General features: G+C 38.7%; 12 protein-coding genes and 1 tRNA gene. 9 read left to right on the top strand and 4 right to left on the bottom strand.

The features are described 5' to 3' along the window. Positions 1-459, top strand: a 459-nt coding sequence (locus QMD21_03180; GenBank protein MDI6855772.1) for a transposase, incomplete at its 5' end; no start/stop codon positions are given. A 97-nt stretch (positions 460-556) separates the two neighbouring features. On the opposite strand, the gene QMD21_03175 is transcribed toward QMD21_03180, so the two are convergent. Continuing rightward, on the bottom strand, positions 557-2,062 hold the full coding sequence (locus QMD21_03175) for an IS1634 family transposase (protein ID MDI6855771.1): 1,506 nt from the start codon (positions 2,060-2,062) through the stop codon (positions 557-559). A 590-nt stretch (positions 2,063-2,652) separates the two neighbouring features. On the opposite strand from QMD21_03175, the gene QMD21_03170 reads away from it, so the two are divergent. From QMD21_03170 to QMD21_03160, 3 genes are read left to right on the top strand one after another with little or no spacing between them, the layout of a single operon-like run. Beyond that, positions 2,653-3,753 carry a DUF763 domain-containing protein gene (locus QMD21_03170; protein ID MDI6855770.1) on the top strand — a complete coding sequence of 367 codons (1,101 nt, stop codon included), beginning with the start codon at positions 2,653-2,655 and terminating at the stop codon, positions 3,751-3,753. Continuing rightward, positions 3,750-4,328 (top strand): hypothetical protein, encoded by a 579-nt coding sequence (locus tag QMD21_03165; GenBank protein ID MDI6855769.1) that lies wholly within the window; start codon positions 3,750-3,752, stop codon positions 4,326-4,328. The genes QMD21_03170 and QMD21_03165 overlap by 4 nt, the downstream gene beginning before the upstream one ends. Before the next feature lie 45 nt (positions 4,329-4,373). Beyond that, positions 4,374-4,544, top strand: a complete 171-nt coding sequence (locus tag QMD21_03160; protein MDI6855768.1) for a hypothetical protein — start codon at positions 4,374-4,376, stop codon at positions 4,542-4,544. Positions 4,545-4,548: 4 nt separating this feature from the next. Here the strand turns inward: QMD21_03160 and QMD21_03155 are convergent, their stop codons facing one another. Beyond that, positions 4,549-5,400 carry a 3-hydroxybutyryl-CoA dehydrogenase gene (locus QMD21_03155; GenBank protein MDI6855767.1) on the bottom strand — a complete coding sequence of 284 codons (852 nt, stop codon included), beginning with the start codon at positions 5,398-5,400 and terminating at the stop codon, positions 4,549-4,551. 14 nt (positions 5,401-5,414) lie between these two features. After that, positions 5,415-6,593, bottom strand: coding sequence for an acetyl-CoA C-acetyltransferase (locus QMD21_03150; protein ID MDI6855766.1), 1,179 nt, complete (start codon positions 6,591-6,593; stop codon positions 5,415-5,417). A gap of 107 nt (positions 6,594-6,700) precedes the next feature. On the opposite strand from QMD21_03150, the gene QMD21_03145 reads away from it, so the two are divergent. The 3 genes from QMD21_03145 to ileS all read left to right on the top strand — a co-directional run bounded on the left by QMD21_03145 (position 6,701) and on the right by ileS (position 10,362). Beyond that, positions 6,701-6,796: transfer RNA gene (locus QMD21_03145), tRNA-His, on the top strand. Between the two features lie 12 nt (positions 6,797-6,808). Next, complete coding sequence (locus QMD21_03140; protein MDI6855765.1) at positions 6,809-7,471, top strand: exosortase/archaeosortase family protein; 663 nt, start codon at positions 6,809-6,811, stop codon at positions 7,469-7,471. Beyond that, positions 7,471-10,362, top strand: a complete 2,892-nt coding sequence (gene ileS, locus QMD21_03135) for an isoleucine--tRNA ligase (GenBank protein ID MDI6855764.1) — start codon at positions 7,471-7,473, stop codon at positions 10,360-10,362. The genes QMD21_03140 and ileS overlap by 1 nt, the downstream gene beginning before the upstream one ends. A 102-nt stretch (positions 10,363-10,464) precedes the next feature. Here the strand turns inward: ileS and QMD21_03130 are convergent, their stop codons facing one another. Beyond that, positions 10,465-12,579: an OPT/YSL family transporter gene (locus tag QMD21_03130; GenBank protein ID MDI6855763.1), complete on the bottom strand. Its 2,115-nt coding sequence runs from the start codon at positions 12,577-12,579 to the stop codon at positions 10,465-10,467. A gap of 85 nt (positions 12,580-12,664) precedes the next feature. Here QMD21_03130 and serS point away from each other — a divergent pair, with 85 nt between their 5' ends. Together serS and QMD21_03120 are read left to right on the top strand one after the other, a co-directional pair. Beyond that, positions 12,665-13,924 (top strand): serine--tRNA ligase, encoded by a 1,260-nt coding sequence (serS, locus tag QMD21_03125; GenBank protein MDI6855762.1) that lies wholly within the window; start codon positions 12,665-12,667, stop codon positions 13,922-13,924. Positions 13,925-13,930: 6 nt separating this feature from the next. Further along, on the top strand, positions 13,931-14,560 hold the full coding sequence (locus QMD21_03120; GenBank protein ID MDI6855761.1) for a 30S ribosomal protein S3ae: 630 nt from the start codon (positions 13,931-13,933) through the stop codon (positions 14,558-14,560). The last annotated feature ends 159 nt before the right edge of the window (positions 14,561-14,719 follow it).

Genomic DNA, 14,719 nt, shown 5'->3' with positions numbered 1-14,719 from the left:
ATAAAATGGGTATTGCATTCTAAATATAAATACAAGCAGGGTAAACCTGGAAGACCACCAAACAGCCCGGTAGGCATGATTTTGTCAATGGTTTTAATGCTCGTAAAAGATTACTCAACTCGTGACATAGAAGCATTTCTTAGACGAGATAAGTTCTGGAGAAGGTTGCTCGGGTTTAAAAAGAAAGAGCCCGACTATACTTCTTTCTCTGATTTTCTAGAGAGGATAGGTATTGATACTTTTGCAGAGGTTTTTAGGATATTACTACAGCAATTAGTAGACATGGGCGTGATGCAATCTGATATGGTTGCTGTAGATTCCACTATAACTCTTGCAACCAGAAACGACCATTATGCAAGATGGACTAAAATCAGAAATAAAGAATATTTTGGCTACAAAATTCACATTATTCCGATTTTTTCGCAGATGAGCGATAAAATTGATAAAAGTTTTGAGTAAATCAGAGATTGCAAGCAGTTTTTCGCAAATAATTATTTAGGAGACTGGAGAAAACACAATTTCTTTTGCAGAATGAGCTTTTTATATTACTCCCTGTTCATTTCTTTACACAGCAAATCGATTGCAAATCGACATCTAGTATTTCAAGCAGGAATTTCTCTTCAGGCCAGGGGTCTTGAATTTTTATAATCCAATCCTTTTGATGTTTGGCCTTGATGTATCCAACTGAGAGATATTCGAATTTACGAAGTACCTTCCTTGCACTCATTTTCATGCCTTTACGTTTGCAAAGTAGTTCTATGATAGAATATATCATAAGTGCTATGATAGTAATCATGACCAATGCTTTAATTCTGTTTTCTTTATGGAGAAATATTGGTCTAATTTTCAAGGTGCTTTTCAGAACCTTCACTCTATTTTCTATGGAGATATTACCTTTGTATCTTTCTAATACCTCCTCTGGTGTGTAATCGTAATCATTTGTTATTAGTACGTACATCCCATCTATTCTTTCATCTTTTTGGAGGAGCGTTTTATTCAACTCGTATTTCATGCTGAGTTGCCCCTCACTGCTTTCCAGAGATGGTTTATAGTATTTCCATACGTTCTTATGTTTGATGCTTAGTTTTACTAATCTTTCTTTAACATAATCTCTATTTTTGTGTTTGCCAGTATTTAGTTTACTGTTGATTTTTTTTAAATCTTTTTCCAATCTTTCTAGTTGTTTATTTCTAGCTTTCCTTCTTCTATCTTCGAGTTTGTTGCTATACACGATGATTGCTCTGTACTCTTTACCAAATGTGTATTTTGTATCTAGTGTTTTGAATCCCTTTTTCACTTCCTTGAACTTTGAGAGGTCCAAATTTAACAGGAAATCTCTGAGTTTTTCAGTTCTTGCTAGTCCTACTATAAATCTTATACCGTCTTCCTCGATTTTAATCAAAACATCTTTGGAGACTGTACCTCTATCTTGGATTATTAGTAATTTGCTAGGTTTTAATTTACTTTTCAATGCCTGCATGTTTTTCATAACGGTCTTTATATCCGGAGTGTTACCGTCATAAACATCATAGTGTAAAGGTACCGCCCCTTCACCAGAAACATTTAATCCCAGGTTAATCTGTTTCTTACCAACTTTCTCATCTCTGTTATATCCAAGCTTTGCCTGCTCACACTTTTTCATCTCACCCTCAAAGTATATCGAAGTGACATCATAGTATATGAGGTCTAGTTTTATATTGTGCTTTCGTGCGGCATTGAGTGCAATCTCTCCATATATCTTCTCTAGATTCTCAGAAACTGCATCCAGGGTTCTACCGATAACGTCATCATTGAGCCTCTTAGGGTCTACTTTGTAAATATCACTCACTATTGTTTTCTTTGCCCACTCTTCAATCTCATACAATGGTTTTGGTGATTGTAAACGATTTAGCACGAGAATCTCAAAAACATCACCGTGTGTTAAATCATCGTACTTTTCTTTCCTGCAAATGCTATCTACGGTCTCTTTTACGTTCAATCTATCCAAAAATCTCTTTACTACAATAGTAGAACCTAATCGTTTTGTGAAAAATTGTTCTATATCTTGTTGCAACACGCCCATCCCAACCTATTAATCTTATCTGATCCTCTCCCCTTAACAGGTATCCCATACGTTGTTCATAAAGGTTTAGCTAAGGTTCAAAACATCGATGTGCGAAATGTCGGTTATATAGAAAAAGATGGGGCATAGAAACAGGCTATAGAGTTAAAGACAAAGTTTTGGGTAAAACATGCTCAGTGAGCTATGTGGCTCGCCTACTACTTATGTTTCTCTCAGTCTTGCTTTACAATTTTTGGACTCTACTGAGAATATTAAAGCCGCCTTGGACCAAAGTCTATAAAAGATTCACACTAAACAAGCTTAAGAAAATACTCAGAGAATGTATTGAGCTTGTGGATTAGTAGTTTGGGGGAGAGGAGAAAAAGGGGTGGCGAGTCGGACAAGGCATAGCAGAGGCTATCTCTGGATATCTAAAATCCAGCCAGAATCACAACTTCTGAAACAAAAATTAGCTGTTAAAATAAGGGTAGCAAACTCAATAGATGCTATCTTCTAATTACTGAACGGTAAAAGAAACAATATTTTAGTAAACCTTCGGAAGTACTGAAAGCTGAAGAATCTTTAATACCCAGCTAGCTAATTTATCTCAAATGCATCATTATCCTACCGGCATTGCAAAATTGCCGTTGCACTACGGCACCGCGCCAAGATGGCTATTCCAAAAAATGGTGAAGCTTGCAAGTAGTATAGCAAGTGTTATTGTGGAAGAGCATTCAGCAGAAGAATTTCTTCGTAAAATTTCAGACCCTTTCTGGTTCCAATCATTTGCTTGTGTGCTGGGCTTTGATTGGCACTCCAGTGGCACTACTACAGTTACATGCGGCGCTCTTAAACTAGCTTTAAAACACGACGAACATGGTGTGGCGGTTGCAGGTGGTAAAGGAAAGGTAAGTAGAAAAGCGCCTGAAGATATAGAGGCAATAGCAAGTTTTTTTGATTTAGATGCTGAGAAATATAAATATACAAGTAGAATAACCGCTAAGGTAGATAATGCCGCTTTGCAAGATAGGCATCGGCTCTATCACCATTCTTTCTTCGTAACGAAGAGTGGCAAATGGGCTGTTGTACAGCAGGGTATGTATCCAGCTGAGCAGACTGCGCGCAGATATCATTGGCTATCTGAAAATATAAAGGATCTAGTTATTGAGCCTCACACTTCAATACTCGGGGATACAAAATTGAGAAAAGTGCTGAATATGACCTCGCGCATGAGTGAAGGAGCTAGAAAACTGAGTGTGGATTTAGTAAAAGAAAATCCTAAAAAGCTAGAGAATTTAATAAAATCGATTCGTAAGCCTTACCAGAAAGGTCTTGAGAATTTCCGCGTGCTAAATACTAAAAGATTAGCGCTTTTAGAAATGCCTAAAAACATTAACTGGGATTCTGTAAAAAGAGCTTACGACATTCAGCCAAGCAATTACGAAGAGCTTCTAGCAATTAGGGGGATAGGCCCTAAAACTGTACGTGCTCTTGCATTAATCTCAGACCTTGTTTATAATGAGAAGCCATCTTGGCAAGACCCTGTTAAATATTCTTTTGCGGTTGGCGGTAAAGACGGAGTGCCTTATCCTGTAGATAGAAAAATAATGGATGAGACTATTGCAGTATTAGAGCAAGGTATAGAAGAGGCTAAAGTAGGTAGCAGAGAAAAATTAGAAGCTATAAAAAGACTTAAAGGCTTTATAAAATGAGCGAAGAAAAAGTAAAACTCATCGTAGAGAATTTAGAGCCTTACTCAAAGTGGCTCGAACTCGAATATAGGCACTGTACTGAGCTCTGGGATAAAGTAATATTTACAAATGTAAAAGACGCTAAATTGAAAGAGTGCCTTAGAAAGCTTAGTAATGTAGAAGTGCTGGAAGAAAGTGTTATTGAGCTCGAGCATAAAAAAAGGATTGTTTTAGATCCTTTAGCTAAAAGGGCACTAACCAGAGCCGATTACGATGGTATTGAAGAAATTGTGATAGGCGGAATTCTAGGCAATGAAAAACTCACAGGCAAAACCAAACTCTTAATTACTGATAGATTAAAAAAGTCAGATACCAAAGCTAGAAATTTAGGTAAGTCTCAGCTTTCTATAGATATTGCTGCGTTTGTTGCAAAACTTGTCTATCTAGGCATGGGATTGAAAGATATTGACATTGCTGACGAGCTTGAAATCTTATTTGATAACAGCTACTCGATAATTCTCCCTTATGGCTATCCTATAATTGGTGGAAATGTTATAATCACGCCTAAACTCGTAGACTATCTTTCCAGCCAATAAAAAATCTTTAATACCCTACTAGCAATTATAGTATTTGGTGAGTTTATGCTAAAAGTAGGAATCAAAGAAGGTAAAATATTCTGTCCTGGCGCAGGGATGATTGTAGACTCTAAAGGTTGTGAGCACTGCAGATTTAGGAAATCGATTACTCCAAGCTACATAGAATGCTCTTTTGATGAAATAAGGTTCGGTACTGAGTACATTGCAAAAAAATAAATTGCTACTTGTATTCGTAGAACCCTTTGCCTGATTTCCTACCTAAGTAGCCTGCTGAGACCATTTTTTTAAGCAAAGGGCATGGCCTGTACTTGGAGTCGTTGAACCCTTTATAGAGCACATCCATTATATAAAGGCAAGTGTCTAAGCCTATTAAATCTGCAAGCTCTAAAGGGCCCATTGGATGATTCATACCGAGCTTCATAACGCTATCTATAGCTTCTTTGGTTGCAACCCCTTCCATTACACAATAAGCAGCTTCATTGATCATTGGCATAAGAAGTCTGTTACTCACAAAGCCTGGGTAATCGTTAACTTCTATAGGTACTTTGCCCATTTTCTCGGCAAGCTCTTTAATTGTTTTAGCAGTCTCTTCGCTTGTTCGTAAGCCTTTTACAACCTCGACTAATTTCATTAAAGGTACAGGATTCATAAAATGCATCCCTATAAATTGAGCTTGCCTTTTAGTAGCGCTTGCTAACTCCGTAATAGGTATTGTAGAAGTATTGCTTGCGAAAATGCAGTAAGGCTTGCAAATAGCATCAAGCTCTCTAAACAATTTCTTCTTCTCATCAACATTTTCTACAATCGCTTCTATTATTACCTCACAATCTTTTACATGCTCCAGATCAACGGTACCTTTTATTCTTTTCATTATTTCTTCCTTTTCATTTTCACTCAACTTGCCCTTCTCTACACCCTTAGCTAAAAATTTATCTATTCTATCGATGCCGCTTTTTACAAATTTGTCATCTATATCTCTTATTATCACTTGATAGCCTGCTTGCGCACTAACTAAAGCAATACCGTGCCCCATAACGCCAGCGCCTATTACACCTATTTTAGTTATCTCCATATTTATCAACCTCTTCACAATCTTTCAACAATCATAGCAACAGCATTACCTCCGCCTAAACATAGAGTTGCAAGACCTCTCTTTTTGTTTCTATCTTTAAGAGCGTAAATGAGAGTAGTTAAAACTCTAGCCCCGCTAGCTCCTATTGGATGGCCTAGCGCTACAGCGCCACCGTGAACATTAAATTTATCGTCAGGTATCTCGAACTCTCTTTGAATAACGACACTAGCGCTAGCAAAAGCTTCGTTGTGCTCTATCAAATCTATATCTTCAATTGCAAAGCCGGTTTTAGCAAGTAACTCTTTAACAGTAGGTATAGGAGCTTCCATTACATTTTCAGGCTCTACGCCAGAAGTGTGATAATCTACAATTTTAACTAAAGGCTTTAATCCAAGTGCATTTGCTTCCTCAGAACTCATCACAACAAGTGCACTAGCGCCGTCGCTTATCTGTGATGCGTTGCCAGCAGTAATCATACCGTCAGGTTTAAACACAGGCTTCAACTTAGAAAGCGCCTCAATAGAAGTGTCTTCTCTTATACCTTCATCTTTATCGAAAACTATCGCAGGACCTTTCTTTTGAGGTATCTCAATTGGCAAAATTTCAGATTTGAATTTACCTTCCTTAGTTGCTTTTGCAGCTAATTGATGGCTCCTTAACGCGAATCTATCTATTTCGTCTCTTGTAAGTTTAAATCTTTCCGCAATTCTTTCGCCAGTAATACCCATATGAAAGTTATTATAAATATCCCAAAGGCCATCTAAGACCATTGCATCTATAATTTTTCCGTCACCAAGCCTATAACCGGAGCGCGCTTTGTCAAGTAAATAAGGTCCTCTAGTCATGTTCTCCATACCGCCTGCAACTACAATCTTAGCATCCCCCACTTTTATAGCCTGCGCTGCAAGCATTACTGCTTTCAAGCCTGAGCCACAGACTTTGTTTATAGTGAAAGCCCCTACATTTTTAGGTATTCCTGCACCTAACGAAGCTTGCCTCGCTGGATTTTGCCCTAGCCCAGCGCTAACGACAAGTCCCATTATTACTTCATTAACCTGCTCAGGAGATAAATTACTCCTTTTCAAAGCCTCTTTAATCACCAAACTGCCGAGCTGTGGTGCAGGAAAATCTCTTAACGAACCTTCAAACTTTCCTACCGCAGTACGAACCGCGGATGTTATTACTACTTCCATCTCCTATTCCTCCAGACGGTATTAGATATAGTAATGAGAAGATATAAAATTTTTTGACAAGCAAATGATATATCCTAAAAATCCCATATTCTTGTTGGAGAGAGAAGGCCGGGATGGGGTAGCCTGGTATCCTGTGGGACTGTGGATCCCTAGACCCGAGTTCAAACCGAGCTAATCGCTCGTTGAAAATCTCGGTCCCGGCCCTCTGCAACGCAATGAAGCTTAAAAAAATTATTAAAGATAAGACTCAATTCATAAGGAAAAAAATTGCAGATTTTGAGCGCAGGAGCACGTATCATACTTTCTTTGTGAACATTATTGCTGTGCTTGTTACTCTCCTCTTGTTTGAAGCTGTGTTTCTTTTAGCTACTGAGGTAGTAATACCTAAAGTCGCAAACGTAGAGCCTTCTAACTCACTTTATCCAATACAGGTTTTAGAAGTAAGAATTGTTCACTTCGTTCACAGAGCTTTAGGCTATCCAATAGAGATAAAAAACGAGCTTGATATTTCCTATTGCTCTCATCAATTCAGAAATGGAGAACTTTCTATGAGTATTCAAGCGCCTTGCGCAGGAATACACGAAATTGTATTTATTTCCGCTCTTATCACAGGGTTTAGAGGTGTACCGCGCAAGCTAAAGCTCAAATGGATCGCAACTCTAGGAGCAGTGCTTTTTATTGAGAATCTTATTAGAATATTAGTGCTCTACCCTATTGCACTGCGGGTTGGTGAGGATGCTATGTGGTATAGCCATTACATTTACTGGAAATACGGTCATTTGGCGATAATATTAACGTTATTCGTGCTCTGGGTTTTGTTTGTAGCGAAGAGGCAGGGCGAAAAACAAAAATATTTTAAACGCTATATACGCGCATAATGGTAAGGCAAGCATCCGGCAAATACGACTTTAAAGCTTTAGAGCGAAAAATCGCTAATTACTGGGCTGAGAATAATATTTACGAGAAGGTAAAGAAAAAACACGAAAGAGGTAAGGATTATTATTTTATTGATGGCCCTCCCTATACCTCAGGCTCTGTGCACTTAGGCACTGCTTGGAACAAAATCATTAAAGATGTTGTTATCAGATATTTGAGAATGAATAATTTTAACGTGCGCGATCAACCCGGCTATGATATGCATGGCTTACCTATAGAAGTGCAGGTAGAAAAAACTCTCAATATAAGAAACAAGAAGGAAATAGAAACTTTTGGAGTGGAGAGATTTGTTAGTAAATGCAAAGAGTTTGCTCTGGAATGTATGCATAAAATGACCAGTCAGTTCAGTGCCCTCGGTGTTTGGCTGGACTGGAATAAGCCTTATCTTACAATTACAAACAATTATATTGAGAGTGCATGGTGGACTTTAAAAAAAGCTTATGGAAAACAGCTTTTGTTTCGAGCACTTCGTGTATTAACATGGTGCCCTCGCTGCGAAACCGCGCTAGCTGATGCTGAGATAGAATACTGGGATGAAAAAGATTATAGCATCTATGTTAAATTCAAATTGAGAGACCGAGCTGGATTTTTGCTGGTATGGACCACAACACCTTGGACACTCCCTGCTAATTTAGCTGTTGCAGTACATCCTGAATTTAACTATGTGGAAGCTAAATTCGACGATAGAGATACTTTGATTTTAGTAGAAGAAAGGCTTGAAGATGTGATGAGAATAAGCAATTATGAGAGATACCAAATTTTAAAAAGATATAAAGGGAGGGACATAGAAGGATTAGATTATATTCACCCGTTAGCTGAGGAAGTGCCAATCCATAAAGATAGAGTGCATAAAGTTATACTTGCTGACTTCGTTACTTCTGAGAACACAGGCTTAGTGCATATAGCGCCAGGGCACGGCGAAGAAGATTTTGAAGCTGGTGAAAAATACGGTCTTGAGCCCCTTAGCCTAGTATTAGGAAGCGGTAGTTTCGATAGCCAAGCCGGTAAATACGCAGGTCTAAATATCAAAGATGCGAATTCTATAATAATTGAAGATTTAAAGCGTAAGAACCTTCTTTTAGCCAGTGATTACGTAATACACAGGTATGGACACTGCTGGCGATGCTCCACACCTATAATTTACCGCGCTACAAAGCAATGGTTCCTTAAAGTTACTGCTGTAAAAGAAAAAATGCTGGAAGAACTTGAAAAAGTGAAATGGTATCCTGAGTGGGCAGGATTGAGCAGATTTAAAGAGTGGGTATCCAGCGCTAGAGATTGGTGTATATCAAGGCAGCGCTACTGGGGCATTCCTCTACCTATCTGGGTTTGCGAAAAATGCAGTAATTTGAAGATAGTAACTTCGCGTGAAGAGCTTGGAGCTCAAGAGCTCCACAGACCCTGGATAGATAAAGTAATATTAGAATGCGATAAATGTCGTGCGAACATGCTCCGTGTAAATGACGTTGTCGATGTTTGGCTTGATTCTGCAGTATGCTCTTGGGCTCAGCTAAACTATCCTAAAAATAACGAAGAATTCAGTCGCTGGTGGCCTTGCGAGTTCATTACCGAAGCTCACGATCAAACTCGAGGCTGGTTCTATTCGCAACTTGTCGCATCTGTAATTGCGCTCAATAGAGCTCCTTACAGAACTGTTTTAGTACATGGCTGGGCACTGGATGAGAAAGGAGTTGCAATGTCTAAGAGTCTTGGCAATGTTATAACGCCCGAAGAAGTCATAGAAAAATATGGTACAGATGCTCTTAGATTTTATCTACTCAGTAACTCACCAGTTTGGGAAGACCAGCCCTTCTCATGGGACGGCGTAAGAAATGCGAATCGTATGCTGAATATGCTTTGGAATGTATACGTGTTTGCTACAACTTATATGGCACTGGATAAATTTGAAAATTTAGATATTAATATAGTGCAGGAGCATTTAAAACCTGAAGATAGATGGCTACTGTCAAGAGTGGAATCTTTAAAGCAAGTTTTTAATGACGAGTTCAAAAATTATAATCTACACAAAGTCTGCAGAGCAATTGAAAAATTCGTTCTTGATGACCTTTCAAGATGGTATGTGCGCTTAGTCAGAGATAGAACCTGGCTAGAGGAAAAAACTAATGATAAAATTGCAGTTTACAAAACTCTATACGAAGCTTTGATTACTACAACTAAACTTCTAGCGCCGGTTGTACCTTTTGTCAGCGATGAAATCTATCTTAATATGTGCGGAAATTTGGGCTCAGTGCATTTAGAGAGTTGGCCTAAAGTTGATGAAAGTATTATAGACAAAACTTTAGAATCGCAAGTAGCGCTAGTACGCGAAGTTACGGAAACTGTTGCGAGTGCCAGGCAGAAAGCAAATATAAAATTAAGATATCCTATAAAGAGAGTAGTAGTTAAAACTAGCGCAGAGGTTGCTAATGCACTAAAATCTTTAGAATCTATGTTATTAGATCAAACAAACTCTAAAAATTTAGAGTTCGGTGAGATTACTGAGAAATGTGTATCTTTAAATTTCACTTACGGTACTGTTTATATAGATACGGAAATTACTCCTGAGTTAAAGTTAGAAGGCTTGGCTAGAGAACTTGTGCGCAGAATACAAACTATGCGCAAGGAGCTGAATTTGAATGTAGAAGATTATATTGAGGTTTGGATTGAAGCCAGCGCTACTGTGACTAACGCTTGCGAAAAATGGCTTGAGTATATTAGGAGGGAGACGCGCTCTGAAACAATTAATTTCAAGTCTATGAGTGGCTTAGTCAAAGTCTGGGATATCGACGGCGAAAAAGTAACTCTGGGAGTGAAAAAAAGTCCTAAGTCGTGAAAGGTTATTATCGCAGCATTAGAATTGCAAATATTGAGAATACAAGAAATAGGATAGTAAGAACAGCGATAATTTTCAAAACCAGCTCTCTTGTTTTAGCTTTCATAATATCATCATAATATAAATTGCCACTATTGTTCCCATAATAGCTTCTCCTACAATTAGGCCTGTAGCAATCATATAAGTATCTATTACTTTCAAAGTTCTTGTGCGCTCGTCCCATTTTTCAGCTTTAGCTCTAGGCTCCAAACTTTTCTTCTCCCATAGATCGCGCAGACCTCCTCCCAAAAGCATAGGTAAAGTCAGGGATAGTGGAAAGTACATACCAAGTCCAAAAGCAGTACCCATACCAGTCATAAGTTCTGCGAATATGCCTATAGCCCCGCCGAGTATAAGAAGTTGGATGGTTTGAATGCCAGTCTCACCGCTAAGAATTACTTGTATAGTAGTTGCAAATGCATGGGCTTGAGGCGCAATTAAAGGTAATTGCTTAGTAGCAAGACCTTCTGAAAGTATTATTGCGCCCACCATTCCTGCAATTGCGCCTGGCACAATACCTATAAGCTCGCCCTTCATTAAATGATAGGGACGATTGCCACAGTAGAGACCTGACTTGAAATCCCATATAATATCGCCGCTCATAGAAATAGCGCCTGCAAATACAGTCGTTCCTATAATAGCTATTACAGCAGTGGTACTTGGAGGTGTACGAAGTGCTAGCAAACCGCCTATTAACAATAGTAACACCAAAAAGGAAGTTCCAGAAACAGGCTCGCTACCTGTCTCTCCCATGACTTTAACTGCAATAGCGCCGAAGAAGAATGTAGTTAGCACTAGCAGCACTGGGACTAACAGTGAAGGTCCCAGCCCGAACCCGCTCAGCAAAAATACTAACAGAACTAAAATCAGCGTTAATACAAGCATGGCTTTTATGTGAGTTACAGGCCATTCGTACCAGCCTCTCCCTATAATAAAATCTCTTCTTTCTACACCTTTTGTTTTAATCACATCCGCAGCTGCACTCTTAAATGCAGGTGCCATTTTGAGTAGCCCGGTAATACCACCGCCTAAAATAGCGCCTATTGCAATCAATCTCCCTATTTTACTAAACGTTACTAGTGCTGGGGTGCAGGCAGCGGAGGGGAAGAAGAATATATGAGGAGACCAAAAACCAGTTGCCCCACCTACTGTAGCATAGACTGGAGTCGCTAATAAAAGAGCTAAAGGTACGATAATAAACCATTGTAAGAGAGTTCCCAAAGACACTAATAAAGCAACTCTGAATTTCATAAACCAGCCTATGCCTAGCTGAATAGGTATAAGCCCGAAGTCTATATGGGTATAGAGCGCTTTGTCATATTCGTAAGGTATTAAAACAGTGCCTTTATCGTAGGCAGCGCTCCCTTTGAAAAGCCAATCAAACGTAGATGCTTCCGCTGCTCCATAAGCACCATAATAAGCATAACTTTGTTCCATTTTCGTTACAGGAAAGTCCCTGAAAAAAGTGAACAACATAGTAATGCCCATAGCAGAGCAAACTAGTTTAAGCGCTTTTTTTGCCTCTTCCATAGCGCCTTTAGAAATAGAATGACTCATGTCTAAAAGTTTTATGTTGGCTTCTACGCCAGGCACATGCAAGGGATCTTCAATCAGCCATATTCTCCTGAAAATAATAAAATAGAGTACGCCTATAAAGCCTGCTATAATTGTAGCTAGAAGTGCAGGTACAAGTGCACCTTGCACCTCAGCTTGAGTTATAAGATATCTACCACCTGCTAAAGCGTATTGTTCGTGCTTAGAAAGCTCGCTTAAAAGATAAAGTGCTGGAAATGTAAATATAAAACCAGTAGCAATGTAGGTAGCGCCGGTAGAAGCTCCTGCTGCTATATTCACTTCTCTAGCGCCCCATCTAAGAGCAAGTCCTATAATATAGACTATATACCACCCACCACTAATTGCAATACCTACTTTTAGACCGACATATTCTGTAATTACTGCGAAAATAGTGCCTATAACAAGCCCTACTATCACGCGCTTCCACAAGAAAGGCTTGCCAATAAATCCCTCAACTCTATTCTTCTCCTCTAAATACTGCTCAAGTACGCCTGTGTTCAAATTAGAAAACATCTCTATATCAAAATGTTTTAAAGTGCCGTGCTCCATACCTTTCAGCCCTTGTGGGGTGGGCGCTTCGCGATAGGAATATTTCCTTACCATCTAATAAAATGAAAATTTCTGTAGATACTTAAAACTTCCGAGTTAGAGTCGATAGTTTTATAAAACGCAATAGCAATTTACTGGCATGCTTGATATTAAACTTATAAGAGAGCATTCTGAGCTGGTAAAAGATATGCTGGCTAAGCGCAATGTAAAGGCACCTTTAGATGAGCTTATCCAATGCGACAAAGATTTAAGAGCTTGCAGAATAGAACTTGATAAATTAAGGAATCTGAGAAATATAACTGCCCAGAAGGTCGCGGAGTTAAAGAAAAAGGGCGTATCTGCTGAAAATGAAATTTTGAGAATGAAAGAGTTTAACGAAAAAATAGAGTTTTTAGAAGGGAGGTTAAATGAGCTCAGCGCTAAGAGAAATGAGCTATTACTTCGCATCCCTAACCTATTGCACGAAACAGTACCAATAGGAACTAAAAATGTGGTTGTGCGAGAGTGGAGTGCACCTAGAAAACTAAAATTCAAGGCTAGAAGCCATGTAGAATTGCTCGAGTTGCTTGATATAGGAGACATAGAAAGAGCTGCAAGAGCTACAGGAGCTAGGTTTTATTATTTAAAAAACGAGCTTTTCCAAATTGCTTTAGCGCTCGTTACATTTACTGTAAAAGAGCTTGTGAGTAAAGGTTTTATAGCCATGGAGACGCCTTTCCTTTTAAGAAAAGAGGCTATTCAAGGCGCAATAGATTTAGCTGATTTCGAAAACGTAATTTATAAACTAGAGAACGAAGATCTTTATTTAATTGCTACTGCAGAGCATACTCTACTTGCTTATCATATGAACGAAGTATTTGAAGAAAAAGATATGCCTAAATGCTATGTGGGCTATAGTACTAATTTCAGGAAAGAGGCTGGCGCGCATGGTAAAGATACTAAAGGGATATTTAGAGTAAGGCAGTTTGATAAAGTAGAGCAATTTGTGTTTTGCAAGCCAAGTGAAACATGGCAATGGCATGAAAAATTAATAGCAAATGCAGAAGAGCTCTATCAGAAACTAGAAATACCATATAGAGTTGTATCTCTATGCTCCACAGATTTGGGTAAAGTAAGTGCTAAAACTTACGATTTAGAAGCTTGGATGCCTGCTCAGAACGAGTACAGAGAGATAGTGTCATGCTCTAACTGCACAGACTATCAAGCTCGTAGGTTAAATATAAGATATCGCACCAAAGAAGGTACTAAGTTTGTGCATACACTCAACAGCACTGCAATAGCAATTCAAAGAACGCTTGTAGCAATTCTTGAAAACTATCAGCAAGCAGATGGCTCTGTTGTAGTACCTAAAGTATTAAGAGCTTTTACAGGTATTAAGAGAATAACTCCTAAGAAGTGATAGGCTATGCCTGAGAAAAAGGCTACCAAGAAGCCTAAAGACAAATGGAAGTTAAAGAGCTGGTATAAAGTAATAGCGCCAGCAATGTTTGATAACGCAACTTTAGGCGAGACAATAGCAGATACGCCAGAAAAGCTAAAAGGTAGAGTTTTAGAAACCACAGCTCAAGATCTTACAGGGGATGTTACTAAAGGGTATTTCAAGTTGTATTTTCAAATAAACGAGGTAAGAGGCAGCGAGGCATCTACAAGATTTATAGGTCATGAACTTTCAAACGATTATGTGCGGCGTTTAACTAGGCGGAGAAAAGCTAAACTTGATATAGTATGCGATGTACTGACAAGCGATAATTGCAAGCTAAGAATTAAGCCTTTAGCAATTGCAGAGCGTGAATTGCAGTCTTCTCAAGAGCTTGCTATTAAAAACATAATGCAGAAAGTAATCGAAGAAAATGCTAAAGCCAAAACTTTTAGTGAGCTCATTAAAGCTATTATTTCAGGCGAACTTACTACTAAATTGTTCAATAGCTGCAAGAGTATCTATCCTTTGAGAAGGATCGAGATAAGGAAGAGCGAGGCGGAAGGTGTTTTTGCAGCTGAAGCACCACCTAAGGAAGAGAAAGCTATTGAGAGTTAAATTTTTAGAGCGTTGAGCCATAGCTTCCACTCAAAAACAGCCCGAAAAGGTGCAATTTCTATTTTTCAACTCTTTTTATGCAAACTAAAGTTTCGGTACTTTTCACACCCGATATTCTCCTAATCTCAGCGATCTTGCTACCCATAGCTTCCGCTATGA

It is taken from the genome of Candidatus Thermoplasmatota archaeon (assembly GCA_030018475.1).
Lineage (GTDB): Archaea > Thermoplasmatota > JASEFT01 > JASEFT01 > JASEFT01 > JASEFT01.
The sequence above is the reverse complement of the archived record's forward strand: the minus strand, read 5'-3'. Positions and strand labels throughout refer to the sequence as shown.